The organism is Streptomyces seoulensis, from assembly GCF_004328625.1.
GTDB classification, from domain to species: Bacteria; Actinomycetota; Actinomycetes; order Streptomycetales; family Streptomycetaceae; genus Streptomyces; species Streptomyces seoulensis.
In genome coordinates this window covers 14265-40504 of sequence record NZ_CP032230.1, presented here as the reverse complement: position 1 = coordinate 40504, position 26240 = coordinate 14265, and the positions used below count along the sequence as shown (strand labels likewise).

The window sequence follows — 26240 nt, the reverse complement described above, 5'->3', positions numbered from 1 at the left end:
CAGACGACGACCACACCCACGGCAGCGAGTCACAACGAGGGCAGGTAGTGGACCGGCAGGGCCTCGGGGTCGCGGTCAGCCCACTGCATGAGCCAGGCACACTCGGCGCCCTCGGGCTCCCACTCGAAAACGACCTCCTTCAACTTCAGCTCGACCAGTTCCTTGCCGATGGCGGTCTCGTCGAGGTCGTGTCGCTCGCGGAGGTAGGTGGCGACCGCGGCGACGGCCTTGATGCGGTCTCCGGTGATCGCGGCGATGTCACCGTCTTCGAACTCGAGGACGATGACGCCGTCGTACTCCCAGTCCATGGCGGGATGCCGTGTGCTGGGCTGGAAGCGGCCCATGGGCAGGTCGGGGATCGGGCCGACCTCGTTGAGGTAGCGGAGGCCGTCGTGGTCGGCGGGGATTGCGATGCTGGACCGGTGGCCGTCGAGGCGGACGAGGGTGAGCAGGACCCCGTTGGTGGTGGTCTCGGTTCGGGTGATGACACCGGGGTGTGTTTTGGGGTTGTTGGTGTAGTTGAGGGTGACGCGGCGGCCTTCGATGGCTTGGGTGGTGGGAGGTGTGGCGGTCATGTACGTCTCCGCGGTGTCGGGTCGTGGCGGGCTAGGCGGCGGGTTCGCGTAGGGCGGCGAGGAGCCGTTCCCGGTTGGCGCGCTGCTGGGCGGGGGAGAGCGGGGTGCGGCCGGTGGCGGGCTTCCAGTCCTTGACCCGGCCGGTCGGCAGGGCTTCGGCGTACAGCCGCTCGAGGGCGGTGGTGTCGCGGCGGGTGGGGGCGTTGGGGCGCTGGAGGCGGCGGCGTGCGGCGCCTATGGCCTGTCCGGAGAGTCCGGTGCGTTCACGGATCTCGGCGTTGTTGAAGCCTTGGTAGATGAGTTCGGCGACGTCGGCGCGGACCTTCATGGGTGGCCTCCCGGTGTGGGTGGGGGCGTTGGCTTTGATCGTGCCGTGGGGGTGTGGGTTTGTTCCCTCCGCCTGATTGCGGGTGGCCGCAGGTGGGGTTGGGTGGTGGGGGAGGGACTGCAACCATACCGCTCTAAGCATGGGGCCACAATGCCCATGCGGGGATGAGTGGGCAGGAACCCTCACCGCCCAACCACCAACACCCACCAGACAGGCCCTCACACCAGGCCAGTGAGACTCCAGACCACCAAAGTGCCGCCCTGCCCGACCCGCACACCCGTGCGCCCCACCACGCCCACTCCCACACCCCCGGCAGGCGACGCACCGTCAACCCATGGCAGACACACGCGAACGATGCCCCGGACGCGGAGACGGCACCGACTGCCCCAACGCCGAGGACGAGGTCCTCATCGACGGCGTCCGCTGCGAAGAATGCCTCCACTACTTCGAGCTGGACGCCACCGCACCCGAACGCCGGCTGCTCACAGACGACGCACTCACCCGGCCCATCGGAGACCCACGCGAAGCCGGACCAGGCACCGCGGCGTAGAGCGTGCGGGCCAGCCCGATCGCTCCGTGCCGTTCCTACTGGCCATTCCTGTCGTGGATGCCGAGGGCGAGACGCGGACCTGGGTAGCGGTCGTTGGCGACGCTCATGCGCTGGATCTGGAAGTCGACAGGGAGGCCGGTGCGCTGGCGGGCGAGTTCGGACAGGGCCGCGCACAGTAGGCCCCACCGGCCGTCAGGCTGTTCCGGATCAACGGCCGGGAACAGAGTGTCGAACTCCTCGTCGGGGAGGATGAGGCGGACGTCTACGTCGCGCCACTGCTTGCCGACGGCTGCAGTGCCGACGAGGTACGGGAGGTGCCCGAACGCGGCGTCGATCTCCCGGCCGAACGCTTCGAGGTGGAGGGCAGCCGGCATGCCGACGCCCACCATGGGGCGGCTGGTCATGGTTCGATCACCGGCCGCAGGTTGAAGGTTCCGTCTGTGGCGAAGATTGCCTTGATGTCTGCGGTGGTCATGTCGTTGAGGCTTGTCCAGCAGGAGCAGAGGGCCGTAGCGGAGCAGGTCGCTCCGCAGTCTTCGCACGTCCAGGGCGGGCAGTCGCCGCAGTGCTCGGATGGGAAAAGGTCGGTGGGAGTGCCGTCAGGTTCGGGCTTCGTAGCGCCGCAGCCCTTGCAAGCGAGGATCGGTGGGGTCATGTCCTCAGGGTCCCGCTGTTTCCGCCGGTCGTTCCCTAGGCGATGGGGGACCATGGCCTCGAGGACATGACGGTACGAAGTGGGGGACTGTCGGGTGGACTTCGTCTTCGTGTGCGGCTGGTGCGGGGAAGAGTGTGCCGTCTGGTGCGAGCCGGTGATGTCCTGGTGGACACAGAAGTATCAGGCGCCGGACACGTTCACCTGCTGGTTCTGTGGTGGGGAAAGCACCAGCCCCGCACCGCCGTGGACGCCGGCCGACTGAACTGTGCCTCGAACAAACGAAGGACCCCGGCTGCCGAGGGGGACGGCGGCCGGGGCCGGATCGGGGGGTGTGGGGGTCAGTGCTGCGGCGTGATGATGCTGGACGGAACGGTGCGGGTGTCACCCGCCTTCAAGTACAGGCCGCTGTCCTGGACGCGTACGACGGCGTGGGTGCCGTCGTCGGTGAGGACGGTGACGGGGAGAGTGCGGCCGATGCCGCCTCGCTGCACTGCGTCGGTCTCGTGGATGCGGCCGGTGCTCATGGCGGGTTCCTTTCGGCTAGCGGAGTTGCCGGATGGTTGCGAGGAGGGCGAGTGCTTCGGTGACGGTGGTGAAGGCTGGCGGGTGGATCAGACCCACTGAAGGTCATCGACAGCCGCGTAGTCGGCATGGCACAGGATCAGGAGTTGCTTCGCAGTCAGGCCCTTCTTGACGGCGCCTTCCCACACGAGCTGCGGGGAGACGGCGCCGGCGAGGATCTGGACGACGTCCTGGCACAGTCCGGCCATGAGGGCATCGCCGGGGGCGTGAGTGGCGCCCTTGGCGCGGCACGTCTTGAGGGCGGCAGCATAGGCGCCAGTGGGGGCGGGCCGCGCGATCTGAGGCTCCGGTGTGGCGGCTTGCGGCGAGGATGCGGTCGAGACGGTGGCGGGGGTCTCGGGGAACTCGTAGACGGTGCCTTGATCGGCCGTGGTGGCGATGACGACGTGTAGGGGGATGCCATCACGGTCGGTGGTGTCGTACTCGTGGATGGTGGCGCCACGGCGGAAGTGCTTGACGACGGCGTCTCCGGCCTCGTCTGCTTCGAGTCGCTGGGTCGGGGCTTGGTTCTTGATGTCGTAGGCGAGGCACGGGATTTCCGTGGCCTGCGTCTGTTCGTGAACCGTGGTGTGCATTTCCGACTCCCCTTCCGGCGGGACCTGCAACACTGACCATACCCGTGTAGGCATGGGGCCGCAATGCTTACGACGGGGTGAGTTGCAGACCGGCACCCCCAGACCGGAGTGCAGGGGCGCCGCGAGGGCGGTCAGGTCTGCGTCATGTCCACGAAGCGCGAGTAGTGGAGCTGCGCAGCCACGGTGACACAGGCAGTGGGCCCGAACCTGTTCTTCTCGACCACCAGGTCGACTTCGCCGGCCCGCGCTGACTCCGGCTCGTCCGCGTCCGGCCGCTCGACCTTGATGACAACCGAGGCATCGTTCTTGATCGCCCGAGACTCGCGCATCAAGCCGTCGTCGTTGAGCTGCGACAGGGCGATGACGTGGCAGCCCAGCTCCACCGACAGGTTCTTCAGACCGCGGGACACGGACGCCACGGCCTGCTCGCGGGTGATGCTGCGGGACTGCTCGACCTCGACGAGCTGGAGGTAGTCCACGACGAGGAGTTCCAGGCCGCCGTCGCGGGCGCAGGCCCGTGCCGCTGAAGCGATGTCGCCAAGGGACGCGCCGTCGGGCCGGTAGACCCGCAACGGCAGCGTCTGGAACAGCTCCGGACCAAGACGCCTCACCGTCTCCCAGCCCTCGGCTGTAAGCCCGCCCTGGTGCGTCAGGTGGTGCAGGGCGATCTTCCCCTCCGCGGCGGCGATCTTCTGCATGAGTTCGGTGCTGCTCATTTCCAGCGAGGAGAACATCACCCGCGCGCCTGTCTTTGCGGCGGCGACCGCGGCGTTCAGGGCGAACGTGGACTTGCCCACGCCGGACTGTGCCGCCACCACGCTCACGTTGCCCGGCCGCATGCCCGAGGTCAGGGTGTCCAGGTCCTCGAAGCCGTAGGGCAGGCCGATCTGCTGCCCGTTCTGGATGTCCTCGAGGTCAGACACGAAGTCGAGGTAGAGGTCACCGACGGTGGGGGGCGCCTCGTGCAGTCCGGAGATGCCCGAGATGATTTCGGTGAGCTGCCGCTCGACCAGGTCCCGGACTTCGTTCTCGTCGCCTTCCTCGCTGTACGCGTACTCCAGGACGCGCTGCGCCGCGTCGATGACCGCCCGCCGGTACGCCTTGGCCCGGACGATCTCGGCGTAGTACGGGCCGTTGGCGACCGTCGGAGCGGCCTGCACGCAGGCATGCAGGTAGGCACGCCCGCCGGCACGGGTGATCTCGCCGCGTTCGGTGAGCTTGTCGGCGACCGTGACCGGGTCCACGGCCTCGCCGGCCTGGTGGAGGTCACAGATCGCGCGGTGGATGGTCTGGTGCGCGGGCCGGTAGTACTCCTCGGCAACGAGACCGGTCTCGAGGACCTCGGCAAAGTACCGGGACGACGCGCTGCCGGGGCTCCCGGACAGCAGCAGGGACCCGAGGACGGACTGCTCGGCGTCCAGGTCTCGCGGGGGCGTACGGCTCCATCCGTCGGGCTTGGCGTCCCACGGTTCGGTGTCATCGGCAGGGTCGTGTTGCTGTGCGGGGATGCTGGGGGACACTGGAGGTCTCCTGTTCGGTCAAAGAGGCAGGGGTAACGCGGGCCGCTCCCCGGCATGGGAGCGGCCCGCACTGTGCTGTCAGACGGGCACAGCCATGGCGCAGATGACACAGCTGACCCGGTAGCGGCTGGGATGCTCCGGGCAGCGCTCACGGCCGTCAGAGCCCGGCTCAGCGCCCTTCCGGGCCCGCACGCGGTCGTAGAGCCTCAGGTCTTCGATCCATCCGGGAAGACACTTCACCCAGGACCGTGCGCCACCGGTGTTGCGGAAGATCTCCGCCTCGAGCTTGGAGCGCGCCTCATCATCCAAGTCGGCCAGCGCCGGCCACCCCTGAGTGCGCATCACCCGCAGCAGCCGCGGCGCGCACTTCCGGGCGGTCGCAGCTCCTGCTTGCCAGCGCTTCATCTGCTGCAGGAAGACCTCGGCTTGCCGGATCTCTTCTGGGAGGAACTCCGGCCCCTCCTCCGTCTGTGGCGGATGGGGCCGCGAGACCGTAGTGAGGGGGTAGGGGGAGGAGGTATCCACCTCCTCCGGGGGGTGTGGGGGGTGAACGCCGAAACCGGCGATTTCCCGATCCCGGCTCTGACCTGCATCAACGTGCGAATCGGCCGATCGGGATTTCCCGAAGTCGGGGATTCCCCGATTCCGGCTCTGACCTTGCGAAACAGGGGGTTCCCCGACTTCCCTCGGGCCCTGCTCATGCGAAACCGGGTTTTCCCCTACTTCGCCACTGACCTGTGACAACGCGGCAGTGCCTGCCGTGACGTACCCAGGGTTGTTCGCCGGGTTCCGGTACGCCCAGTACCGCCACTGAGGGCGCTTCGAGGACTGGTCGTACACCGACTTGCGGTGCAGGTGGCCAGCAGCCATCAGTCGCTTCGAGATCACTTCGAACCGGTCGACGCTCATCTTCCAGCCGAGTGCGCGCATTCCGGCCGCAAGTTCCTTGCCGGCAGTCAACTGGCCGGGAGGGAGGAGAAGCAGATGGATGAGTACACCCAGGTCCTCTGGCTGAAGTCCGTGGGTCTCAGCAATGCCGCGACCAACGATGACCTCCTCAGGAGCCTCGTCGCCACGCCCAAAAGCAGCACCGCTGAACTGATCGCTCATGCTTCCCCCAGCGTCCGAGTGGCCGGGGGAGTGCTTGCTACACCAACAACCTTGGGTACCCTCACTGCGAGGACCCTTTCGCTAGGTGGGACTCGGAGAACCAGCGGGGTGCAACCCGCTGTGACTTACTAGGACGGCCGGCTAGGGGTTGCTGCGACCCTGATGACCCGGCCGTTCTGCGTTTCCGGGCTGAGGCTGCTATCTCAGGAACCGGTAACGCGGTCATTCTTCCGCCTTCGTCCGCATGTGTTGCCCCTCGTTCGGACCTCGGCCGCCGCGCGTCGGCCCTGATGCGAAGTACCTCATGAACGCCTTCGTCTCCATGGTTCGGGCGTTGCCGACCTTCACGTACGGACGCTGGCTGGCTTTGTCGCCGAACGGCCAGTCCTTCGCGGTGCGGGCGATGTACCTGAGGCCATCGGGGGTGATGCTCTCGACCAAGCCCTTGTCGATCAGGAGTTGTGCGCCTGTCGTGAAGGTGACAAAAGGGGGTTCGTTGCGTGTCATCGGGCATCACCGAAGACCGTGAACTTCGATGTTCTCGGAGTTGTCGCTAGGGTGGGCAACGTATGGATCCTTCCTTAAGCAGGGGGTTCTGTGCGGGGCCGCTTTGTCTTCGCAGGGCAGCGGCTCAGGACGGTCGGCCGGTCTAGACCACCGGTCGGCCGTTCGTAAATTCAGGCGGATCCTCCCTCGTCGTCACGGATCTCCAGCGAGATCGAACTGCGCAGTGGCGCCGTGGTCACGGTTGCGTAGGCGACCTGCCCATCACCCCTGATCCCGCGAGACACGATCCGCAAGCAGGGCGTTCCTTCGGGCAGAGTCAGCGCTACTGCAGCGGCGCCTGACACCGGCGACGTGCAGATGTCGTAGACGACACGCTCCACCCCCATGCCGAGCCACTTGGCAATGCTCATACCGTCAGGCGGGATGACATCGCCCGGACTCATCATCGGCGGAAGTCCCGTCCAGCCCTGCGGAGTCAGCGTGGCTGCCTCGACGGTCACCAGGGTCCGCTTGTGCTGCATCGGGGCGCCGTCCGCAGCGAATCGCGTGCGCGCTCGCTCAACAACCTCCGTCCCGGCCGGGATACCAGTGTCGACATCGGCGTCCGTAGAGATGGTCTGACTGACCTGAGTCGGTCCCTCCTTAGCGCCTTCGCCAGCGTCCCTCGCCCAGGCGGTCATTCCTGTCGGCACCGTGCGGTTGGCGGACCGGTACGTGCCCAGCTTGATGTGCCCGCGCCGACCCGTGATGACCTTCGTACCGGCGCCGCGCTGCACCTGCACCATGCCCATGCCGGCCATGACCGCGAGCGCCGAGGCCACCGTCTGCTGGCTGGTGCCGTACTCGTCAGCCAGCTTCCTGGTGGACGGCAAGCTGTCGCCGTACTTGTAGATGCCTGAGTCGATCGCGTCGGTGAGCGCCTTGATGATCTCTGCCTGAGGCATCGCATCCTTCCTCTCTGATGTTCCGTCAAGTAGAGCCTATCTCATTTGCAAGTTACTTGACACGTCCAAGAGGTACCTAATAACGTGTCAGTTGTCGGAGATGACGGCGGCTCAGGAAGCCGAAGAGGCCCAGGTGTCCTACCACCCAGGCCTCTCGGGGGCCCCGAAGGACCCGGCAGATCGCTACCAGCCTCAACCAGGAGCGACCCATGGAAAACCGTAGCGGACTCGCGGCCACCAGCCGCACCGACACCAACCCGGCCGACGAGGCCCTGCGCCGGGTCACCGCGCAGCAGATCGGCCCGCGCAGGCCGGGCACGGTGTACGACAACGCGACCGGCCTGTTCCAGGTCATCGCCGTCGTCACCGACCCCTCCGAAGCCCGCCGCATCCTCCGCCGCAACGCCGCCCGGTTCGCGGTCCTCGTCCAGGACCTGCACACCAACGCCACCCACTACACCGGCGCCACCTGGACCGGCAGTGACCGCGTCCTCAAGACGGTGAACGTGTGATGGCCCGCGACCTGACCGCCGTCGTGAACACGGTCGGCTACCACCTCACCGACATCGTCCGCGCCTGGGCTGCCCGCAAGAACCGGATGCAGGAGCAGCCGGTCATCCGGGTCACGTTCACCCGCCTGGACGGCAACGAGCGGCTCGGGCACGTCGACTTGGGTCTGGCTGGGCTGCGTGCCCTGCGGGACCTGGTCCGCAACGACACCGCCCCCGCCCCCGTCGCGCCCGCCGGCCGTCCGGCTCTGCACGTGGTCGGAGGTGACCGGTGATGGACCAGCCCCAGTTCGAGGAGATCCCGTCGGGGGAGTGGTCGGCCGCCGCGGTCGCGCAGAACGACCCAGAGCTGTACGCCGACCTGGTCGACCTGCTGGACAGCGTCGACCCCGAGCCCCTGCTCCACGCCGAGATCGACGCCATGTACGCGGGCATCGACCCGCTCTCCTACCTGGACGACGTCCTTACCGCCGTCGACCCGGAAGGCGCGGCCGCCGCCTACGAGCAGATGGTCACCGGCGAGTGGGACGGGGACCTCTGATGGCCGCCACCGACCGCCTCGACGGCACCGAGCTCGGGGACTGCCTCGCCGACCTCACCACCGGCAGCAACATCCACCCCGGCGTCCGCACCATCGCCGCCGGCATCCGCACCATCGCCGAAGACCCCACCCTCACCCCCACCGACGTCCAACTCCTCCTCGCCCAGCTCGCGGCCAGCCCCGACGCCTGCGACACCGTCGGAGCCATCGCCGCCCTCATCGAACACCTCACCACCGCCACCCAGCCCGCCCTCAACCCGCTGCCCGCCCCTCTTAGGAAGGACATCCAGCACCAGGGCGAACTCGCCGCATGGCAGCTCCGCGACCCCGACCTCCGCACCCACCCCGCCACCGCCTGCGCCGCCCTCGACACCCCGGCCGCCAACTCCGGCCAGTGCTCCGTCTGTGGCGGCACGTTCCCCGACTGGAACGGCGGCGTGTGCGACGCCTGCAGGAACCAGTAACCCACCAGCCGCTGCCGCGCGGTCGCCCCCCAGTCCGCGCGGCAGCACCCCACCCGCCCAACCGAAAGGACACACCCGGCATGAGCGCCCTCCCGGCCCTCCTCACCCCCTACACCGACGACATCGCCACCGCCGCCGGCACCCGCCCGGCCGCGTCCAGCGCCGAGTTCGTCACCCAGCTCGGCCACGCCGCCGACAACCTCGACCAGGCCGGGATCACGGGCGCCGACAGCCTCAACACCGCCGCCACCCTCATCGCCGAAGCCGGCGACGACACCCACAACGACCACACCGCACTCCTCCAGCGGGCAGCCCGCCACCTGAACGAGGTGCCGTACATGGTCGACGAGTACCGCCTCATGGTCTGACCCCCGACCCCCTCCGCCCCCCCCTGCCGAACAGGACCTCGATGAACCGACAGCAGCTCCTCATCTGGGCCATCGCCCTCCTCGCCGTCAGCCACCCCATCTACTCCGCCATCCGCCACCACATGCCCGTCCTCGACATCGCCGCCATCACCCTCCTCTCCCTGTACGCCGCCAAGGCCGGCGCCGAACACGTCGTCACCACCTGGCACCGCACCCAGAACAGGAGCACCAACCGATGAACCGACCGATGACCGGACCCGAGTTCGCCGCCGCCCACGGCAACGACTCCAGCACCTGGACCACCGCCGACTTCGAGGCCGAGCAGAACCTCGCCGAGATCGACGCCCACACCACCCCGCCCACCACCGACAACCACGACCTCGCCGCCTGAACCCCCGAAAGGACACCGATCCCCGTGATGGACACCCCCGAACTCATCCGCCGCGCCGAGAGGGCCCTCGACGGCAAGCACCCCAAGCACGACTTCCCCATCCCCGACGCCCCCCAGGCCGCCATGCCCTACCTGCTGATGGCCCTCGTCAAGGAACAGCGCGCCACCAACTGGCACCTCACTGGCATCGCCGACAGCCTCTCCCGGATCGCCAAGGCCCTGGAACAGCAGCCCGAACCCGCCCAGGCGCCCCAGACCGAGCCACAGCCGAAGCGTCGCCTCTGGCTCCCCAACCGGCGCAACACCTGACCCCACCCCCTGAACCCCCGAAAGGACACCGAACCCCATGACCACCGTCCAGGCCACCAAGAAGCGGCTCAGCCCGCTCCTCTACCCGGCAGGACTCCTGTCCCTGGCCTCCCTGGCCTGGACCACCTGGAGCCTCGTCGACCTCCTCGGCACCGGACCCATCGGCGTCACCGTCGCCGCCGGCGCCGACATCATCTGGGGCAGCGTCATCATCGCCGAAGCCCGCGGCCTCCGAATCGCCGGCCGCACCTGGATCGTCCCCACCCTCGGCTGGGCCACCCTCCTCATCGTCGCCACCTTCCTCGCCATGCACGGCATGGCCCGCGAATCCCTCGCCATGGCCGCCGCCGGCCCCTTCCTCCCCCTCGGCGCCAAAGCCGTCTGGGCCCTCGCCCTCGCCGACATGCGCGACCCCGCCGCACTCACCCACGACGAACTCCACACCCTCGCCGCCATGGAACGCGGCATGGTCTTCGAAGAGGCGCAGCACCGCATCGAGATGAGGCGCCGCACGATGCACGCCGACCTCGTGATGCGCGAAGTGTCCACCGACTTCGACATCGAAGTGATGCGGCAGGACCGCGCCCGCGAGCTGCACCGGATGCGGCCCCTGGCCCTGACCGCCGCACCCGAACTCCCGGCCCGCAACGATGCGGCCGGTGAAACCGCTGATGAGCAGCGTGATGCGCCCCTGTCGCGCGTGACACCCGCCCCCACCGGCGCGCCGCGCATCACCCGCGATGCGGCACCGCAGCACCTCGGTGAGGCGCTGCGCAGCGAGGGCCTGTCGAAGGCCGCCGCAGTGCGCATCGTCCGTGACGCGGAGCCGACCGCATCAGCGCCGCAGATCGTGGAGCGCCTCGCGCATCACGGCATCGAAGCGGACGCCGCATACGTGCGCACCGTCCTGTCCCGCATCAGCAAGCAGCGCGCCACCACCGACGGCGGCTACCTCTAAACACGAAGGAGACCAGAACGATGGACATCGAAGCCCTGATGACGCAGAAGGGCATGCGGGACTTCACCGACGAGCAGCGGCAGACGTTCACCACCGACGCCACCCAGCTCCGTCAGCTCGCCCAGATCATCCAGGCCCGCCTCGCCCACACCCAGATCGACGGCGACCGCACCGGCTCCGCTGGCCGCCGCGCCCGCAAGGTCGCCCGCCGCCTCACCAAGGTCGCCCGCCTCGTCGAGAAGGCGGCCGCCGAAACCGAAGCCGTCAACGCCGTCTACCTGCGGGAAGTCGTCGAACTCCCCGCCCGCAGGGCCCGCGAACTCGAGAAGAAGAACGACCGCAGGCAGCGCCTCGGGATTGCCGCGGCCAGCGTCCACGACAAGGTCGGCAAGTCCCTCACCACCAGCACGAACACCCTCACCGGCGTGCAGCCGACCATGCCGGCCCAGCCCCCGACGGTCGGGCAGCCGGCCGTGCAGTACGTGAACCCGCAGCCGTTCCAGTTCCCCGGCCAGCCCAGCAGTACGGCCGCCCCGGTCCCGCACATCGGTGACTTCTTCGGCCAGCAGGAGGCGCTGTGAACGCCGCGCAGAAGGCCGAGCAGGCCCGCCGCGCCAACCAGGCCGAGCACTACAACGCGGCGCAGGCGAGGGCCGCCGCGGCCGGGCCGATGCACCTCGTCACGTTCTGGACGAACGTGTGCCGCAAGCTCGCCAAGGACGCTCTCGAGAGCGGTGACCCGAAGGTCGCCAACGGGCTTGCGGCACACCTCAACGACTTCTACCGCGCTCACAGCCAGTGACGGAATTCATCATCATCACCCGCCGGAAACGAGGGTGACGAGCCGTCCAATGCGCACGCGCAACGCGCACGCGCGAGGATCGCCCACCGACTACAGCCTGTCAACCCCTGAAAGGAGGCGACATGACCGACGACAACGTGATCAGCTTCCCGCGGATCGGGTTCACCCTCACCCCCGGCAACACCCCCGACGGGCCCGCCACCACGGCCACGGACACCCCCACCCCTGCCTCCCTCACCACCCCCGCCGGGAGCCGGCGCAGCCCCCTCGACCTCCTCACCGCACTGCCCTCCCCGGCCCTCCTGCAGCCCGCCATCCCCACCCCCGACCTGGCCGGCGACACCGTCCCCGCGACGTTCCGCAGCGACGGCTACACCCCCCACGACGACGACCTGATCGGCCCCCGGCTCGGCGCCCTGTCGCTCGCCGCGATCCTCGCCGTCGCCGTCGCCGCGCTCCGCGGTGCGCACACCGTCGGCGCCTCCTGGTGGGACCGCCGGCAGGCCCGCCTCACCGAAGCCGACCCGATCCGCGAGGCCCGGCTCAAGCACCAGCTCGCCATGCAGGGCATCCAGGACAAGGCCGCCCAGCAGCGCGCCAAGCAGATCCCGTCGAGCCAGGAGTACGGCCGTAAGACCCTGAACCGGTCCAAGTCCGGAGGGTCCGGCAGTGGGGGAGCGGGCGGCGGTCAGGGCGGCAAGAAGCCGTCCACCGGCAACACCTCAGGCCCCCGCAGTACCAGGCCCGCCGGGGGCAAGACCCGTCCCGCGGACCGTAAGCCCACCCCCACCCGCACTCCCAAGACGCCCAAGCCGGGCAGCACCACCCCCCGGAAGAACAACGGCAGCGGCGCCAAGCAGCCCGCACACCCCAAGGCGCCGCACCGCAAGCACCAGGGCGCCGCCAACACCCTGAACAAGCACAAGCCCCGCCCCACCAACGACCACGCAGGCGGCAAGCACACCCCCCACAAGCCCGGCAGCAAGAACAAGAAGCACCGCCCCGGCCACGCCGACTCCGTCGGCGCCGCAGTGCACAAGAACGCCGCCCGCCGGCTCAAGAAGCGCCGCAAGAACACCAGCGACAAGCCCCCCGTCTGGACCGACCCCAAGAACGCCAACACCAGCTCGAAGAAGCGCAAGAACCGCAAGGACGCACCCCCGGCCAAGCACACCGACAAGAAGACCAAGCCCACCGAACGGGACCAGGAGATGTGGAGGAAGCTCAAGCAGGCCGCCGCCCGCCGCTGGAAGCAGCGCACCCACCGCCCACCCCACGCCACGCACGGCCCGGCACCCAAGCCCAAGACCCCCCGCAACACCAGCACAGGCGGCGGCACCGGCCCGAAGGCGCGCCGCGACAACACCCGCGGCCCCCACAACCGGAGCAAGCACAACAGCAACTGGTGGACGAACACCCGCGCCCGCGCCTGGAAGTACGCCCAAACCCACCGCCCCACCGGAACCACCGGACCGACTACAGGACCCACCGGAACCTCCGGAACCTCCGGAACCTCCGGAAGCCGGCGCAGCCCCTTCGAGAACGCCGCCCACACCGAAGGCACCACCTGGACCGTCGTCAGCGAACACGTCCCCGGCAGCAGCAGGCGTCAGCAGACCGCGGCCGCCGTCACCACCGGCATCACCGCCCTCCCGGCCGCCCCCACCCCGCACACCCCGCGCCCCGGAACCAGCCGCCCCCAGGAGCCCAGCCCCATGCCCCCCAGCACCACCGGCCCGGACCCCCGCATCGTCAAAGCCCGCCACCAAGCCGCCCGCACCGCCAGCCAGGCCGTCGCCCACGGCATGGACGCCCAGCACGCCACCGAGATCACCCTCGACGACGCCTGCGACGGCCTCGACCAACTCACCACCGACGCGTTCGCCACCCACGACGAATCCCAGCGCCTCGCCACCAAAGCCCGCAGCCTCCGCGACACCTGCCTGACGTTCGCCGACTACCTGGCCGTCAACCACAACCTCATCGGCCCCCTGTTCACCGCCGCACTCGCCCGCTTCGCCGAATCCATGGACCTCGTCGCCCGCATGGCCGACGAGATGGAGACCTCCAGCCTCGAAGCCGCAGAGAAGACCGAGACGGCCAGCAACGAAATGAACGACGCCTACCGGCCCTACAACACGGCCACCGCCGACGCCGGCCTCACCACCCCGTCCGCGCCCATCCACAACGAGGAATGACCGCCATGAGCAGCGAAATCGAACCCGCCGACCCCACCCCGCCCGCACCGCCCGCCAGCCAGACCGACGGCAGCCAGCCGGCCGCCCCCCGCAAAACGTTCGGCGGACTCCTCTTCGGCATCCTCAACTTCGTCACCCTCACCGCACGCTTCATGGCCCTCGCCACTGCCGCGATGTGGCTCAAGGAGAACCTGCACCTCCTCAAGGACCGCATGCACCGCGACGCCGAACAGGCCCGACGCATCTCCGAAATGTGCGGTCAAGCAGGCGTCGACCCCTACTTCCAGGGCCTCGCCATCGAAGCCTCCCAAGCTCTCGACCGAGTCGCGGAAGCCTCCGGGGAACTCGCCGGCGCCGCCGACGGCATGGAAGCCAACGCCCGCGCCGTCGGCGACGCCCACGAAACCGAATACCGCGGCATCTACGAAGTCCGCCAGGCATCCCCCTACGCGCAGCCAAAGCCCGGCTTCAATACCGTCCGCTAACCCGCCCACCCCACGACAGCCAGCGAAGGAGGACCACCTGTGGCCACCGACCAGACCCCCGCTATCGAAGCCGCCACCGACGGCCCCCGGCTCGTACCCGCACACAGTCTGCGCCGTCGAATCCAGCTCGAGCGCCTCACCTACGGCGCCGCCACCCTCGGCATCACCATCGCCCCCACCCAGCCCGACTGGACGGCAGCCCACCTCACCGCAGGCGGGATCGCCGTCGGCGCGTTCTGCTGGCTGTGGAAGAAACTCGACCGCCGCGACGACGACACCACCGGTCACACCCTCGGCTTCCTCCAGGCCACCCAGCGCGCCCTGCCCTGGCTGACCGGCGCCAGCGTCTACCTCACCGACCTCCTCCACCCCGGCACCACCTGGTGGGAGTACCTCGCGCCCGCCGCCTGGGGCATCACCATGGCCGGCACCACCCCCATCACCCACTCCCTGAACCTCAAGGCCATCCTCCCCACCCCGACCACAGAGACGCCCACCCCCGACACCACCCCCGCCCAGCAGACCCCGCCCGCCCTGCCCGCCCCCCGCACCTACGAGGAATACCGGGCCTGGGAATGGGTCACCGCCCGAACCACCGGCAACACCCTCCTCACCAACGTCACCCCCTACCAGGACAACGCCCCCGACTTCTGGGGCATCGTCGTCGCCCCCCAAGGCGAAGCCGTCCCCGACCTCAACCCCACCACCCTCGCCGCCGTCTTCGACCTCCCCGCCGGCACCGTCACCCTCCAGCCCATGGACGGCTCCGGACCCGGCCGGAAAGTCCTCATCGCCCGCCCCACCCTCGACACCGCCGCCCAGGCCGAACAGGACCCCATCCACCGCATCTGGAACGAGAAGATCACCCACCCGCGCGGCGCCGCCCCCGGCATGCTCCTCACCGACTACCGCATCGAAGACAACCGGATCGCGCTACGCACCACCGCCCCCGACGGACACCTCATCCAGCTCAATCAGAAGATGCTCGCCCGCGCCTTCGACATCGCCGACGCCACCCTCCTCATGGTCGAAACCGACGGACTCGGAGAGGGCCTCATCAGCATCTACAAAACCCACCCGCTGATGAACGTCCGCGAAGCCACCATCGAAGACCTCACCATGCAGCCCGACGGCACCATCGCCCTCGGCCAACGCCCCGACGGCCGCACCGGCCGCGTCCCCCTCTACGACCCCCAGATGGGAGCCATCACCGACCTGTACGTCGGAGCCCCCGGCGCAGGCAAGTCCGTCACCCTGCTCCACGTCATCGCCGGCGAACGCATCAGCGGCATCGTCTCCATTGCCGCCGACGCCCAGGACGGCATGTCCCTGCCCGAGGTCGACGGCCGCGTCTACCACTTCGGCAAGGGCATCGCCGCCACCGCCGCCACTCTCGCCGCCGCCAACGACCTCAGTAAGTACCGCGAACAGGTCAGCGCCCAGAACGGCTGGGGCTCCTTCGACATCGGCAACCCCTGGCCACTGGTCAACGTCACCCTCGACGAACTCAACCGCATCCTCTCCGCCGACGCCGTCGTCCCCCGCCCCTTCCGCAAGTGGGTCACCGGCCTGGTCGGCGACACCCAGTCAACCGGCCGCAAGCTCGGCCTCGGCATCCGCTTCGCCGCCCAGTCCATCCACCTCGCCGACCTCGGCGACAAAGACCGCATCCGCGCCAACGCCAAGAACGGCACCGTCTGGCTCGGCCGCACCAACTCCTCCACCACCCAGAGCATGGCCCGCGACGGCGTCCTCCCGCCCGGCGTCCAGATCGAACCCATCCCCCGCTACTTCAACACCAGCGACGGCAGCAGTATCGACGCAGCCTTCCACGGCCTCGAAGCCCCCAAGGGGCCCATCACCGCCGGCATGGCCAACATCATCAACGGCGGAAGCCTCTTCCTGAACCGCACCTGGTACGCCCACAAGGAGAACAAGACCTACCCCGGCCTTATCACCCTCATGGAATCCGCGCCCATCCCACGCCTCACCCCCGACGAGGACCGCGTCTTCCAGGAGTCCTACGCCCGCTGGCTCGACCACGCCGAAGCCCTCCTCGCCGGAGAATGCGACGACGACACACCCGAAACCGGCCAGCAGGCATCCAACACGCAGGTCGTCCTCGACGACGAAGACGACCAGCCGAGCGCCGGCAGCATCAAGGACCGCATCCTCGACCTCCTCACCGACGGCCCCATGGCCCTCAAGGACGTCCGCCGCCACCTCTCCGACGTCGCCGCCGGCAGCGTCAACAACGCCATGGCCGAACTCCGCGACGCCGGCCACGTCACCGCCATCAGCCGCGGCACCTACCAGCTCACCGACTAACCCACCCCGACAGGAGACCGATCCCCGTGAACCGACTGCCCGAGCCCCCCGGACGGCAGCCCCACGCCACCCAGGCCGGGCAGCCCACCACCAACACCGCCGCCCAGGCATTCCTCGCCGACCTCGAATCCGCCTTCACCACCACCAACACCGCGAAGACCACGCCCACCGCCTACCGCGACGACACCCTCCCCGCCACCTACACCACCGGGCCGACCGCCCCCGTGCCCCAGCCCGGACGGCCCCCCATGAGCCAGCGCGCCGTCGACCTCAACACCACAATCCTCTGCACCGGCATCGCCTCACTCCCCATCGGCGGCATGACCAGCCTCGTCGTCTACACCCTCGGCCAAGTCGACCCGGCCGCCCTGGCCATCGCAGCGGCCGCGCCCGCCACCATCGCGCTGCCGATCCTCGCCCTCGCCCGCTTCCTCCGCCGCGCCCGCCAGGTCGTGGAAGCCGCACCGCCCGTCATCCACCAGCACTACACCGGCACCGTCCACCAGGACACCCGCACCGTGAACAGCACCAACCGCGGCCTGTGGGCCAGCAACCGCAACCAACTCCCCGCAGGCGACTAACCCGCAGGGGGAAGGCACCTCTGACAAACCCCGCCCCATACGCCACCATGAACTAGCACGGTCCCTGGGGGCGGCTTAGCACCCCCGCGCCAAGGCGAACTCAGGGACCGTGCCACAAGACCCGGCCCCGCCCCCGAAAACCCCCACGGAGGCGGGGCCGCCCCATACCCTCAACCCTCCGGATGCTCCCGGAACCACGCCACCATCCGCTGCAACGGCAACGACACCGCGAGGCTGTTGCCCTTCGCCCCCAAATTGCTCCGCCCGTAGTGGTCCGCCTGCCGTTCCGCCTCGTCCACAGCACCGATCGGCTCCGCGTACACGGCCGAGTCCTTCGCCTGCATCGCCTCCCGCACCTTCACCGCGGCCGCCAGCTTCCGCGTCATGAACGCCTGACAGTCATCCGCATCAGTGCACCCGGCCGCAGTCACCCCCTGATACACCTCAAACGCCGACCGCGGCTCCACCACCCGCGACGACGCCGACGGGCTCGAAGACGGCTTCGCATCCCCACCGCCGTCACCACAGCCCGCCAGCACCACCGCGGCCGCCACAGCCCCTACAACCCACCCCACACGCGCACGCTTCATGCCGCGCATCGTCCTCCCACACCCCCACCCGAGGGAACACACCAGCAAAAATCGGCGATCATCCGTGATAGGCGCGGGGCCTGACAACCACACAGCGGGAGCCCCACCGCCATGCCCTGGTCCAGACTCAAGCAGGACGAAGTAGCCGTCCGCCGCACCGCACTGCTCAAGCTGCGCCGCGAAGGCGTCCGCTACGACGACGAACGCATCCTCGCACTCGGCTACGCCAGCGCAGCCACCGCCCGCAGCGACCTCAAACGCGCCCTCGAAGCCCACCGCGACGAAGAAGCCGCCGAGATCAGCATCTACCGGCAGCAGGAGAACGAACGCCTCGACGCCCTCCTCGAAGCCGCCTGGCCCCGCGCCACCAAGCCTTCCCCGGTCCTCGACAAGGAAGGCAACGTCGTCGACCACGCCCTCGACATGCGGGCCGTCGACACCGTCCTACGCCTCATGGACCGGCGGGCCAAACTCAACGGCCTCGACATGCCCACCAAGGCCGAAGTCACCGGGCCTGACGGCGGGCCACTCCAGATGGGGCCCGTCACCAGCGCGGAACTTGAGACGCTCATGGGACTGGGAGCTTCTAAGGCCACCGAGGACAACACCGAGAATGCCGCAGCGGAAGACGGCAGTGACAAGTAACGCCGATCTGCTGGCGGCCTACCGGCAACTTCCCCGAGAACAGCGGCTGGAGATCGCCCGTGCAGCCTCTCCCGAGCTGCGTGCGCAGCTAGCTCACCTTGAGCGCGAGATGGCAATGGACCGCTCTCCAGGCGCCCTCGCGGCAGTCCTCACAAACGGTAAGGAGATGCAGGCACGGCACCTGGACCTGGTGGACCAGGCGTTCCAGCGCATCGCCGTGGGGGAGCGGGTCAAGGTGATGCTGACGATGCCTCCAAGACATGGCAAAAGCCGTCGAGCCTCACGTTGGGCCCCGGTGTGGTACCTGCGGCGCAACCCCGATCACCGGCTCATGCTCGCCTCCTACAGCGCCACTCTCGCCGATGACCACGGGCGATGGATCCGCGACACCATCACCGGCTACGCCAGCGTTCTCGGCATCTCCCTCAATCAGGGCTCGCGCGCTGCGAACCGATTCGATATCGACGGGCGCGAAGGCGGAATGGTTACCGCCGGCGTGGGCGGTGGCCTCACAGGAAAAGGAGCGAACTGTTTGCCTGATGAGACCTTGGTGACCACGGAAATCGGTAGAATTGCCATGTCAGAACTCGTGGCCATGAAGATGAAGCCGCGAGTTCTCTCCTTCAACCATGCGACCGGCCGACCGGAGTGGCGCCGGATTCTGGCAACGAGGACAACTACCGCCGATGGACTCATCGAAGTCACCAGCGCTCGTGGGCATACAGTACGGGCTACCGGAGATCACCCCTTCTATGTCCCTGGATTCGGTTACCGGCCGGCCGCGTCTCTACGGCCCAGGGACCGGCTTACAACGCACGTCCTCGAGGGCGAACCGACACTGCACACTGTGCGGCAAGGATCGGGGGAAGCCCAGGGGGACGCTCAGTCCCACATGCAAGGACTGCTACAACCAGGCTCGATACGTGAAGATCCTTCTTCGCTGCCTATGGTGCAACGAGGAATTCCTGAAGCCCCGGTACGAGTACAACAAGGCTCTTCGGCGCGGACACTTCTCGTTCTACTGCTGCAAGGACCACTCGCAGGCGCACCATGCGGTGAAGAACGCCCGCCGGTGCCAGCACTGCGACATCGCAATGCCAGGCAAGAGGAACAACAAGTTCTGCTCGATGCAATGCCGCATCGACTCTCGGGAGCATCCGGAAAAGCCGTGCACCATGTGCGGACTGTTCTTTCGACCTCTGAGCAGCCGAACCGTGTACTGCTCCCGCGTCTGCGCGGACAAGGCCCACTCGATACGCATGCTCGGCTGGGGAAACTCCCACTACAAGGACGGCACCAGCTACAGCAAGTGGTTCAAGGAGACACGTCCGCTGATCTTCGAGCGGGACAAGGACTGCTGCGTCGTCTGCTCCGCCGGCTTCAAGCCGGTCACGTTCATGCGGAACGGCGTGCCTGCTCAGCGGTCGAACCTGATCGTGCATCACCTGGACGAGAACCCGGCGAACAACCGCGTCGAGAACCTCATCTTGCTCTGCTACACCTGCCACGCCGTACACCACAAGTCCACGGAGACGCCGTATCCCTGGTTCGCCGAGTACACGCGCCAGGCGTCCGAGTCCATGACATCCAAGTGGAAGGAAACAGCAACTTCTTTGCTGACGGTCTACTCGTCCACAACTGCCTCATAGTCGACGACCCCTTCAAGGGATCCGAGGACGCAGAGTCCCAGACCCAGCGCGACCGAGTCTGGGACTGGTGGCAGTCCGTCGCCCTCACCCGCCTCGAACCCAACGGCAGCCTGGTCGTCATCAACACCCGCTGGAACCCCGACGACCTATCCGGCCGACTTCTCGAGACTGAGGGCGACGAATGGACCGTCCTGGACCTGCCTGCCCTGGCCATGGCGGAGGACGATCCCCTTGGCCGCAGCCATGGCGAGGCTCTGTGGCCCGAGCGGTACAACACCGAAGACCTCGCCCGCATCCGCAAGGGCGTCGGTGAACGTGTCTGGTGGGCCCTCTACCAGCAGCAGCCCCGACCCCTCGATGGTGGTGTCTGGCAGTGGGCCTGGATCACCGGCAACCGGTGCAGCCCCGTCGCGTTCCGCGGCGTCGACCTCAGCCGCACCCTCGTTGCTATCGACCCCTCGGGAGGCGCTGGCACCGCCAACGACGAAACCGGCATCGTCGCCGGCGGCCGTGCAGCAGACGGAGACCTCTACCTTCTCGCCGACCGCTCCGGACGCCACGGCGCCAACGCCTGGGGTACCGAGGCATGCCTGCTGGCCATCGAACTCGACGCCGACGCCTTCGTCGTGGAGACCAACTTCGGCGGCGACATGACCCGGCAGGTCCTCATCCAAGCCTGGCAAGACCTCCAACGATCCGGGCGCACCCAGGGGCGGCCCATGCCGCGGATCGTCGAAGTCAACGCCAAACAAGGCAAACGGCTGCGCGCCGAACCCATCGCTCAGCTCTATGAGCAGGGCCGCGTCCACCACGTAGGGGAGTTCCCCGACCTGGAGAGGCAGATGGTGACCTGGCTGCCCGGCATGGACTCACCCGACCGCATGGACGCCGCCGTCCACGCCCTCACCGAACTCGCCGACCCCGCCCAGCACGGACTCGGAAGCCACGCCTACAGCGACCAGCGGCTCCGCGGCCGCCGATAGCCGAGGGAACACCCCAACCCCACACCCGTACCCTGATGATCAGGCGCGGGGCCTGCAAGCAGAGGAGAAGCGGTGGGCCTCATGACCGGGCTGCGGCACGCGCTGCGCATCGACAACTGGTCGATGTTCAACTACAAGCCGCTGTTTGCCGACCCCACCACCGGCATGCCACAACGCCGCGCCTTCCCCGAAGCCGCCGCCATGTGGGTCCCCGCCGAAGACGAACGCCGGCTCGCCTCCTACAAACTCCTCGCCGCCTACGACCAGAACCAGGCCGGGGAACTCGCCGAGATCCGTGACGGGGCTGAGGCCCGCGAACGCCGCGAGTACGGCGACCCCGCCATGTTCGTCGACACCCTCGTCTCCCACGTCCTGGGCCGCGAGCAGTCCATCACCGTGCCCGGCGCCGAACACGCCGACGACGACCAGCCCGACCCGCAGGCCGTCCAGGCCGAACGCGTGCAGGAACTCCTCCGCGAGTGGGCCGACGAGGAACTCCTGCCCATGCGGCTCCTCCAGGCCGAACGCAAGGCCGTCGGCCTCGGCGACGGGGTACTCCACCTGTGGTGGGACGCCGACAAGCAGCGCCCCCGCATCACCACCTACGACCCCGGCTTCTACTTCCCCGTCATCGACGAGGACTCCGACGGTACCGACTACCCCACCCGAATCCACTTCGCGTGGGAACTCCCCGAGGACAAGAAACGCCGCCTGCCCGCCCGGCTGCGCCGCATCACCTACGAGCTGGACTGGATTAGGCCCGCCACCGCCTCCGGGGTCGACCGGCAAGGGCGGCCCGTCCGCGCCCCAGTCCTCACCGAAGCCACCGACGACGAACCCGCCATCCCGGTCCTCGGCCGCGGCGACCGGGTCGACCACCTTGGGGCGATCTCCCGCATGTACCCGTGGTCGGAACAGCCCTCTTACAAGACGTGCTACCTGACCGACGGGATCTGGCTCCTCGAGGACCTCACCGGTGACATCGACGTCGACTCCCTGCCCATGGAGAAGGCCCACTTCAACAGCAACTCCCAGGGCGAAGTGCTGGACCGGCTGGACATCTACCAGGACTTCATCTCGGTTATCCACCTGCCCAACACGGTGCCCGCCGCCGGCGAGCACTGGGGCCAGTCGTCGCTGGCGAAGGCGCTGCAGGTGTTCGACGAGCTTGCCGCGTCGGACACCGACTCTGCCCGCGCGTCCGGCACCACCGGCCTCCCGATGATCGCCATCTCTGGTGTGCACGACTCCAATCAGCGGTTCAACGTCGGCCCCGGCGCCCTGTTCACCCTCGGCGAGAACGGCAAGATGACCGCCGTCGACACTTCCGCCGCCCTCCGTGAACTCCGCGAACACGGCCACGACCTCCACGACCGGGCAGCCAACGTCGTCCGGCTCCCCGCCGTCGCCCTGGGCACCATGGACCCCTCCAAGGTGCCCTCCGGGTATGCCCTCGAACTGTCCCTCGGCCCGCTCGACTCCAACATTGCCGGGATGCGGCTCGCCCGCGACCACGCCGACCGGCTCATACCCAAGTTCGTGCAGCGTCTCTTCCACGCAGGCCAGCACCCCGACTGGGCCGGGCTGCCCGTCCTGCCGGCCAAGCTGACCCGCGGCCCCTACACGCCGACGGACAAGGCTGCCGTCCTCGACCAGGTCACCACCGCCTACCTGGCCAAGGTGATCAGCCTCGAGACCGCGATCCGCATGCTGCAGGACGCGGGCTGGCCCATAAGCGACGCTCAGGCAGAGGTCAAGCAGATCGAATCCCGCTCCTTCGAAGCAGCCCGGCAGCTCGCCGACGCCACCGGTGACACGAAGCTCGTCGCCGACTACCTCGGCGTCGACATCAACCCCGACCCCACCCCGCCGCCGGCGCCGCAACTCCCCGGTCTGCCCTCCGACAACACGCCCACCAACCAGCCGGACGCGCAGCCCGGAGGGAGCGGAGGGAACACATCGTGACTTCTGTGGTGTCCTTGATCTCAGGCGCGGGGCCTGAACTGTCCATGGGAGGACTGTCACCGATGCGTCGCCCCACGCAGCCGCCCCGCCCCGCCACCGCCTGGGCCCACCCTTACACAGGTGTGGACGGTCTCGCGGTGTTCTACAACGACGGCGGCACCCCGCCCGCACCGGCCGCGCCCACCCCGGCAGACCTCGCCGGCCGCCCGCAGGCAGTCCCCGCCATCCACGTGCCTCCCGTCAACCCGGCGGACCCGGAGGAGGAGAAGGTCTCCTTCACCCAGCGACGGCTGAACAAGATGATGTCCGAAGAGAAGGAAGAGGGCCGTCGCGCCGCCTTCCGCACCATCGCGGAAGCCGCCGGCCTCGACCCGGACTCCTTCGAACCCACCCAGTTCGGCAACCTGTTCAAGCAGGCCGAACAGGCACGCCAAGCCCAGCTCTCCGAGGAACAGCGGCGCACCGAGGAACTCACCCGGCGCGAGCAGGAACTCCAGGCCCGCATCGACGCCGCCGCCCAGCGTGAAGCCGATGCCGCCAAGCGAGACCGCGACACCCGCATACGGGCCGCGCTCGTCAAGCTCGGCGCGACCGGCGACGACCTCGACGACGCCACCGCCCTGATCCGGGTAGCGGACGACGCCGACGACGCCGCGATCAGTGAGGCCGCCGACAAGCTGAAGGAACGCCGTACCGAACTCTTCGGCGGCACAGTCCACCAGGCACTGCCCCCGGCCCCTTCCGGAGGCCCCGCCGCCGGCGGCCCCCCGCGCCCGCCCACAGCCGGGAAGGACGCAGTCAAGGACGCCGCCCGCGCCCGCGCCGAAGCCATGGGCCTGCGCACCGCAAGCTGACCAGCTCCACCGAACGACTTGGGACCACGCCCGCACCCCCCGTGGACGGCACCACCACCTGGTGCCCTCACCACACACCCGCGTGACATCGCGAAAGGGGCTACGGCGTGGACATCCAGCCGTACACCAGCACCGAGACGCTCGCTGTCGGCCGCCCGTGGCTCATGAGCATGCTCGGCATCGAAGCCAACCAGACCGTCACCCTCGACCTCACCCAGTTCGACCAGAACCTGCACTGGCTCGAGGCGTCCGCCTACCAGCCGGAGCGGAAGCTGAAGTCCGGCATCCCCCTGGCGCAGAACGCCACGACCAAGCTGTTCGAGCCGTACAGCCCGGTCACCAACGAGGTCCAGACCGCCACCATCACCGGCGGACCCACCGGCGGCACGTTCACCCTCACGTTCTCCGGGCAGACCACCAGCGCCATCGCCTACAACGCCACCGCCGCGACCGTCCAGGCCGCACTTGAGGCGCTGTCCAACGTCAACCCCGGCGACATCAAGGTCACCGGCAACGCGGGCGGCCCCTACACCCTCACGTTCGGCGGCCAGTACCTCGGCGACAACGTCGCATCCATCACCGCCACCGCCTCCCTCACCGGCGGCAGCACCCCCGGCGTCACCATGGCCACCACCACCGCCGGCGGCACCGCCACCGCCAGCGACGGCACCCAGACCTTCCGCGGGTTCCTGTTCACCGAGGTCGCCTTCCACCCCGGCTCCACCAAGGTCGCCGCCCCGCTGATGGTCCACGGCCAGATCGACGTCGCCAAGCTCCCGGTCGCCTTCGACCCCGCCGACGCCCCGGCCGGCTCCAACACCCAGTTCGTCTACAAGGTCTGATCAGGAGACACCGCCATGCCCAATGACATGCTGGAGCTCCTGCTCCGCGACCTGAACCCGACGGAAATCCAGGCATTCGTCCGGGAAATCCAGACCCCGTCGGACTACGCACTCACCCTGTCGGTGATGCCCGAGCGAACCATCAACTCTGTCCGCTGGGAGACCCGCGGCAACCGGCGACGAGTCGCCGCCGCGAACTACCGCGCATGGGACGCCCAGACCAAGGTGGCCACGCGTGAGATCACGCAGTTCGCCACCTCCGGCAAGCTCCTCCCGCTCGGCCAGAAGTACATCGTCGGCGAGTTCGAGACCATCCTGGAGAACCTCGACCGCGGCATGGACAGCCGCGACCTCGTCCAGGCCGTCTACGACGACGTTGCCGCGCACGTCCTGTCCATCAAGAAGCGCCTCGAACTCGCAGCCGGCGACCTCCTCACCGACGGCAAGTTCACCCTGGTCGGCGAGAACAACCTCACCCTCGAGGCCGACTACAAGGTGCCGGCCGCGAACATGCCGACCGCACCCACCGCGTGGACCGACCCCACGGCCGACATCCTCGGCGACGAGATGCGCTGGATCGAAGTCCTCCGCTCCTCCGGCGCCCCCGCCCCGGCCCGCGCCCTCACCTCCTACAAGGGGTGGGCGCAGATGATGGCGAACGACTCCTACCGCGCCGCCTACTACGGCTCGGTCAACTCCGCCAGCACCATCCCCACCGCCGTCCTCGCCCCCAACGAGGTCGACGTCGTCCGCGCCCGCTACGGCCTCCCCCCGATCGAGCGCTACGACGTGAAGATCGAGCTGGACAACGGCACCGACGTGAGGGCCCTGCCGGAGAACATGTTCTTCCTGCTGCCGCCCAACCCGTCCCAGTGGGCCGAGACCCAGTACGGTCTCACCGCCGACGGCCTCATCCTGTCCCAGGGCGCCAACCCGGCCATCCTCCGCGAGGAGGCCCCCGGGATCGTCGTCACCCGCGGCTACCAGGACGACCCGCCGCAGGTGTACACGAAGTGCTCCGCGGCCGCGCTGCCGGTCATGTACACCCCGGACATCCACATCGCCGCGACGGTGTGGTGACCTATGGCCGCCCAGCTCGCATCCACGGTGTACGTGAACGACCCGGAAACCCATCAGACGGTCGAACTGGCTGCGGGCACCTGCCCGGAGCCGGAGCTGGCCGCCCTGGTGACGAACCCGGCCGCCTGGGTCGACGGCGAGGTCCCGAGCTCGTCCAAGCCCGCTAAGAGCGACCACAGCCCTGCTGGCGGCGACCAGGACGACGCCAGTCAGGACACCAAGGCCGCCCATTCGGCCAAGAAGACCGCCGCACGCAAGAGTGCGGCCACCAGCCGGTCCGGGGGCCGGGACGCCGCTGACGAGGGCAGCAGCGGCAACTGAGGGAGTGTGCGGGCCCGCCCCCTGGTGGGGC

34 protein-coding genes and 1 pseudogene are annotated in these 26240 nt (G+C 68.7%); 25 read left to right on the top strand and 10 right to left on the bottom strand.

Annotation, left to right across the window (positions count from 1 at the left end; all coding sequences use genetic code 11):
- Positions 1-29 precede the first annotated feature (29 nt).
- Together D0Z67_RS29255 and D0Z67_RS29250 are read right to left on the bottom strand one after the other, a co-directional pair.
- Positions 30-575, bottom strand: a complete 546-nt coding sequence (locus D0Z67_RS29255) for a hypothetical protein (protein WP_031182954.1) — start codon at positions 573-575, stop codon at positions 30-32.
- A gap of 31 nt (positions 576-606) precedes the next feature.
- Positions 607-903, bottom strand: coding sequence for a hypothetical protein (locus D0Z67_RS29250; RefSeq protein ID WP_031182953.1), 297 nt, complete (start codon positions 901-903; stop codon positions 607-609).
- 334 nt (positions 904-1237) lie between these two features.
- On the opposite strand from D0Z67_RS29250, the gene D0Z67_RS29245 reads away from it, so the two are divergent.
- The gene (locus D0Z67_RS29245; RefSeq protein ID WP_031182952.1) at positions 1238-1453 is read left to right on the top strand and encodes a hypothetical protein; all 216 of its coding nucleotides are present in this window, start codon (positions 1238-1240) and stop codon (positions 1451-1453) included.
- Between the two features lie 35 nt (positions 1454-1488).
- Here D0Z67_RS29245 and D0Z67_RS29240 read toward each other — a convergent pair whose 3' ends face one another.
- From D0Z67_RS29240 to D0Z67_RS29210, 7 genes are all read right to left on the bottom strand, one after another.
- Positions 1489-1857, bottom strand: a complete 369-nt coding sequence (locus D0Z67_RS29240) for a hypothetical protein (protein WP_051887984.1) — start codon at positions 1855-1857, stop codon at positions 1489-1491.
- Between the two features lie 589 nt (positions 1858-2446).
- On the bottom strand, positions 2447-2632 hold the full coding sequence (locus D0Z67_RS29235; protein WP_031182949.1) for a hypothetical protein: 186 nt from the start codon (positions 2630-2632) through the stop codon (positions 2447-2449).
- Positions 2633-2719: 87 nt separating this feature from the next.
- Positions 2720-3265: a hypothetical protein gene (locus D0Z67_RS29230; RefSeq protein ID WP_031182948.1), complete on the bottom strand. Its 546-nt coding sequence runs from the start codon at positions 3263-3265 to the stop codon at positions 2720-2722.
- A 131-nt stretch (positions 3266-3396) separates the two neighbouring features.
- Positions 3397-4785 carry a replicative DNA helicase gene (locus D0Z67_RS29225; RefSeq protein WP_051887982.1) on the bottom strand — a complete coding sequence of 463 codons (1389 nt, stop codon included), beginning with the start codon at positions 4783-4785 and terminating at the stop codon, positions 3397-3399.
- A gap of 78 nt (positions 4786-4863) precedes the next feature.
- On the bottom strand, positions 4864-5895 hold the full coding sequence (locus tag D0Z67_RS29220) for a hypothetical protein (protein ID WP_131589742.1): 1032 nt from the start codon (positions 5893-5895) through the stop codon (positions 4864-4866).
- Positions 5896-6117: 222 nt separating this feature from the next.
- Positions 6118-6402 (bottom strand): hypothetical protein, encoded by a 285-nt coding sequence (locus D0Z67_RS29215; RefSeq protein WP_031182945.1) that lies wholly within the window; start codon positions 6400-6402, stop codon positions 6118-6120.
- Between the two features lie 170 nt (positions 6403-6572).
- On the bottom strand, positions 6573-7346 hold the full coding sequence (locus D0Z67_RS29210; protein ID WP_031182944.1) for a GntR family transcriptional regulator: 774 nt from the start codon (positions 7344-7346) through the stop codon (positions 6573-6575).
- Positions 7347-7555: 209 nt separating this feature from the next.
- On the opposite strand from D0Z67_RS29210, the gene D0Z67_RS29205 reads away from it, so the two are divergent.
- The 15 genes from D0Z67_RS29205 to D0Z67_RS29140 all read left to right on the top strand — a co-directional run bounded on the left by D0Z67_RS29205 (position 7556) and on the right by D0Z67_RS29140 (position 17280).
- Entirely contained in the window at positions 7556-7858 is a 303-nt protein-coding gene (locus D0Z67_RS29205) for a hypothetical protein (RefSeq protein WP_051887980.1), read from the top strand.
- Complete coding sequence (locus D0Z67_RS29200) at positions 7858-8130, top strand: hypothetical protein (RefSeq protein ID WP_031182942.1); 273 nt, start codon at positions 7858-7860, stop codon at positions 8128-8130. The genes D0Z67_RS29205 and D0Z67_RS29200 overlap by 1 nt, the downstream gene beginning before the upstream one ends.
- Positions 8130-8396 carry a hypothetical protein gene (locus D0Z67_RS29195; protein WP_031182941.1) on the top strand — a complete coding sequence of 89 codons (267 nt, stop codon included), beginning with the start codon at positions 8130-8132 and terminating at the stop codon, positions 8394-8396. The genes D0Z67_RS29200 and D0Z67_RS29195 overlap by 1 nt, the downstream gene beginning before the upstream one ends.
- On the top strand, positions 8396-8860 hold the full coding sequence (locus D0Z67_RS29190) for a hypothetical protein (RefSeq protein WP_031182940.1): 465 nt from the start codon (positions 8396-8398) through the stop codon (positions 8858-8860). The genes D0Z67_RS29195 and D0Z67_RS29190 overlap by 1 nt, the downstream gene beginning before the upstream one ends.
- Positions 8861-8940: 80 nt before the next feature.
- Positions 8941-9228: a hypothetical protein gene (locus D0Z67_RS29185; protein WP_031182939.1), complete on the top strand. Its 288-nt coding sequence runs from the start codon at positions 8941-8943 to the stop codon at positions 9226-9228.
- 41 nt (positions 9229-9269) lie between these two features.
- Positions 9270-9467, top strand: coding sequence for a hypothetical protein (locus D0Z67_RS29180; RefSeq protein ID WP_031182938.1), 198 nt, complete (start codon positions 9270-9272; stop codon positions 9465-9467).
- Positions 9464-9619, top strand: a complete 156-nt coding sequence (locus D0Z67_RS29840; protein ID WP_158713899.1) for a hypothetical protein — start codon at positions 9464-9466, stop codon at positions 9617-9619. Before D0Z67_RS29180 ends, D0Z67_RS29840 begins: the two co-directional genes overlap by 4 nt.
- Positions 9620-9643: 24 nt before the next feature.
- Positions 9644-9928 carry a hypothetical protein gene (locus D0Z67_RS29175; RefSeq protein WP_131589741.1) on the top strand — a complete coding sequence of 95 codons (285 nt, stop codon included), beginning with the start codon at positions 9644-9646 and terminating at the stop codon, positions 9926-9928.
- A gap of 37 nt (positions 9929-9965) precedes the next feature.
- A complete protein-coding gene (locus D0Z67_RS29170) occupies positions 9966-10886 on the top strand; it encodes a hypothetical protein (RefSeq protein ID WP_031182936.1) in 921 nt (306 codons plus the stop codon).
- Between the two features lie 20 nt (positions 10887-10906).
- A complete protein-coding gene (locus D0Z67_RS29165) occupies positions 10907-11467 on the top strand; it encodes a hypothetical protein (RefSeq protein ID WP_031182935.1) in 561 nt (186 codons plus the stop codon).
- Positions 11464-11688: a hypothetical protein gene (locus tag D0Z67_RS29160; RefSeq protein ID WP_031182934.1), complete on the top strand. Its 225-nt coding sequence runs from the start codon at positions 11464-11466 to the stop codon at positions 11686-11688. Before D0Z67_RS29165 ends, D0Z67_RS29160 begins: the two co-directional genes overlap by 4 nt.
- A gap of 122 nt (positions 11689-11810) precedes the next feature.
- Positions 11811-13886: a selenoprotein S family protein gene (locus D0Z67_RS29155; protein WP_031182933.1), complete on the top strand. Its 2076-nt coding sequence runs from the start codon at positions 11811-11813 to the stop codon at positions 13884-13886.
- Between the two features lie 5 nt (positions 13887-13891).
- Complete coding sequence (locus tag D0Z67_RS29150; protein WP_051887978.1) at positions 13892-14371, top strand: hypothetical protein; 480 nt, start codon at positions 13892-13894, stop codon at positions 14369-14371.
- 39 nt (positions 14372-14410) lie between these two features.
- Positions 14411-16699: a hypothetical protein gene (locus tag D0Z67_RS30370; protein ID WP_244942383.1), complete on the top strand. Its 2289-nt coding sequence runs from the start codon at positions 14411-14413 to the stop codon at positions 16697-16699.
- A 26-nt stretch (positions 16700-16725) separates the two neighbouring features.
- Positions 16726-17280, top strand: a complete 555-nt coding sequence (locus D0Z67_RS29140) for a hypothetical protein (protein WP_037775746.1) — start codon at positions 16726-16728, stop codon at positions 17278-17280.
- 170 nt (positions 17281-17450) lie between these two features.
- Here the strand turns inward: D0Z67_RS29140 and D0Z67_RS29980 are convergent, their stop codons facing one another.
- Positions 17451-17870, bottom strand: coding sequence for a hypothetical protein (locus D0Z67_RS29980; RefSeq protein ID WP_131589740.1), 420 nt, complete (start codon positions 17868-17870; stop codon positions 17451-17453).
- Between the two features lie 111 nt (positions 17871-17981).
- Between D0Z67_RS29980 and D0Z67_RS29130 the strand changes: the two genes are divergently transcribed.
- The 9 genes and pseudogenes from D0Z67_RS29130 to D0Z67_RS29100 all read left to right on the top strand — a co-directional run bounded on the left by D0Z67_RS29130 (position 17982) and on the right by D0Z67_RS29100 (position 26209).
- A complete protein-coding gene (locus D0Z67_RS29130) occupies positions 17982-18515 on the top strand; it encodes a hypothetical protein (RefSeq protein ID WP_031183041.1) in 534 nt (177 codons plus the stop codon).
- Positions 18484-19260, top strand: a pseudogene (locus D0Z67_RS30635) (Hint domain-containing protein); the annotation flags it as partial. The gene D0Z67_RS29130 and the pseudogene D0Z67_RS30635, both read left to right, overlap by 32 nt.
- 178 nt (positions 19261-19438) lie before the next feature.
- Entirely contained in the window at positions 19439-20164 is a 726-nt protein-coding gene (locus D0Z67_RS30365; RefSeq protein ID WP_234312890.1) for an HNH endonuclease, read from the top strand.
- Positions 20107-21147 carry a phage terminase large subunit family protein gene (locus tag D0Z67_RS30360; RefSeq protein ID WP_234312889.1) on the top strand — a complete coding sequence of 347 codons (1041 nt, stop codon included), beginning with the start codon at positions 20107-20109 and terminating at the stop codon, positions 21145-21147. Before D0Z67_RS30365 ends, D0Z67_RS30360 begins: the two co-directional genes overlap by 58 nt.
- Positions 21148-21219: 72 nt before the next feature.
- Positions 21220-23112 (top strand): hypothetical protein, encoded by a 1893-nt coding sequence (locus D0Z67_RS29120; RefSeq protein ID WP_031183038.1) that lies wholly within the window; start codon positions 21220-21222, stop codon positions 23110-23112.
- Positions 23113-23174: 62 nt separating this feature from the next.
- Positions 23175-23966 carry a phage scaffolding protein gene (locus tag D0Z67_RS29115; protein WP_031183037.1) on the top strand — a complete coding sequence of 264 codons (792 nt, stop codon included), beginning with the start codon at positions 23175-23177 and terminating at the stop codon, positions 23964-23966.
- 107 nt (positions 23967-24073) lie between these two features.
- The gene (locus D0Z67_RS29110; RefSeq protein WP_031183036.1) at positions 24074-24808 is read left to right on the top strand and encodes a hypothetical protein; all 735 of its coding nucleotides are present in this window, start codon (positions 24074-24076) and stop codon (positions 24806-24808) included.
- 15 nt (positions 24809-24823) lie between these two features.
- Positions 24824-25888: a major capsid protein gene (locus D0Z67_RS29105; RefSeq protein WP_031183035.1), complete on the top strand. Its 1065-nt coding sequence runs from the start codon at positions 24824-24826 to the stop codon at positions 25886-25888.
- Positions 25889-25891: 3 nt separating this feature from the next.
- Positions 25892-26209 (top strand): hypothetical protein, encoded by a 318-nt coding sequence (locus D0Z67_RS29100; protein WP_031183034.1) that lies wholly within the window; start codon positions 25892-25894, stop codon positions 26207-26209.
- Positions 26210-26240: the final 31 nt, after the last annotated feature.

Coding starts and splice junctions, on each gene's coding strand:
- D0Z67_RS29255 (WP_031182954.1), bottom strand. CDS start 575: ATGACCGCCACACCTCCCACCACCCAAGCCATCGAAGGCCGCCGCGTC.
- D0Z67_RS29250 (WP_031182953.1), bottom strand. CDS start 903: ATGAAGGTCCGCGCCGACGTCGCCGAACTCATCTACCAAGGCTTCAAC.
- D0Z67_RS29245 (WP_031182952.1), top strand. CDS start 1,238: ATGGCAGACACACGCGAACGATGCCCCGGACGCGGAGACGGCACCGAC.
- D0Z67_RS29240 (WP_051887984.1), bottom strand. CDS start 1,857: ATGACCAGCCGCCCCATGGTGGGCGTCGGCATGCCGGCTGCCCTCCAC.
- D0Z67_RS29235 (WP_031182949.1), bottom strand. CDS start 2,632: ATGAGCACCGGCCGCATCCACGAGACCGACGCAGTGCAGCGAGGCGGC.
- D0Z67_RS29230 (WP_031182948.1), bottom strand. CDS start 3,265: ATGCACACCACGGTTCACGAACAGACGCAGGCCACGGAAATCCCGTGC.
- D0Z67_RS29220 (WP_131589742.1), bottom strand. CDS start 5,895: ATGAGCGATCAGTTCAGCGGTGCTGCTTTTGGGCGTGGCGACGAGGCT.
- D0Z67_RS29215 (WP_031182945.1), bottom strand. CDS start 6,402: ATGACACGCAACGAACCCCCTTTTGTCACCTTCACGACAGGCGCACAA.
- D0Z67_RS29210 (WP_031182944.1), bottom strand. CDS start 7,346: ATGCCTCAGGCAGAGATCATCAAGGCGCTCACCGACGCGATCGACTCA.
- D0Z67_RS29205 (WP_051887980.1), top strand. CDS start 7,556: ATGGAAAACCGTAGCGGACTCGCGGCCACCAGCCGCACCGACACCAAC.
- D0Z67_RS29200 (WP_031182942.1), top strand. CDS start 7,858: ATGGCCCGCGACCTGACCGCCGTCGTGAACACGGTCGGCTACCACCTC.
- D0Z67_RS29195 (WP_031182941.1), top strand. CDS start 8,130: ATGGACCAGCCCCAGTTCGAGGAGATCCCGTCGGGGGAGTGGTCGGCC.
- D0Z67_RS29190 (WP_031182940.1), top strand. CDS start 8,396: ATGGCCGCCACCGACCGCCTCGACGGCACCGAGCTCGGGGACTGCCTC.
- D0Z67_RS29185 (WP_031182939.1), top strand. CDS start 8,941: ATGAGCGCCCTCCCGGCCCTCCTCACCCCCTACACCGACGACATCGCC.
- D0Z67_RS29180 (WP_031182938.1), top strand. CDS start 9,270: ATGAACCGACAGCAGCTCCTCATCTGGGCCATCGCCCTCCTCGCCGTC.
- D0Z67_RS29840 (WP_158713899.1), top strand. CDS start 9,464: ATGAACCGACCGATGACCGGACCCGAGTTCGCCGCCGCCCACGGCAAC.
- D0Z67_RS29170 (WP_031182936.1), top strand. CDS start 9,966: ATGACCACCGTCCAGGCCACCAAGAAGCGGCTCAGCCCGCTCCTCTAC.
- D0Z67_RS29165 (WP_031182935.1), top strand. CDS start 10,907: ATGGACATCGAAGCCCTGATGACGCAGAAGGGCATGCGGGACTTCACC.
- D0Z67_RS29155 (WP_031182933.1), top strand. CDS start 11,811: ATGACCGACGACAACGTGATCAGCTTCCCGCGGATCGGGTTCACCCTC.
- D0Z67_RS29150 (WP_051887978.1), top strand. CDS start 13,892: ATGAGCAGCGAAATCGAACCCGCCGACCCCACCCCGCCCGCACCGCCC.
- D0Z67_RS29980 (WP_131589740.1), bottom strand. CDS start 17,870: ATGAAGCGTGCGCGTGTGGGGTGGGTTGTAGGGGCTGTGGCGGCCGCG.
- D0Z67_RS29130 (WP_031183041.1), top strand. CDS start 17,982: ATGCCCTGGTCCAGACTCAAGCAGGACGAAGTAGCCGTCCGCCGCACC.
- D0Z67_RS29115 (WP_031183037.1), top strand. CDS start 23,175: ATGCGTCGCCCCACGCAGCCGCCCCGCCCCGCCACCGCCTGGGCCCAC.
- D0Z67_RS29105 (WP_031183035.1), top strand. CDS start 24,824: ATGCCCAATGACATGCTGGAGCTCCTGCTCCGCGACCTGAACCCGACG.
- D0Z67_RS29100 (WP_031183034.1), top strand. CDS start 25,892: ATGGCCGCCCAGCTCGCATCCACGGTGTACGTGAACGACCCGGAAACC.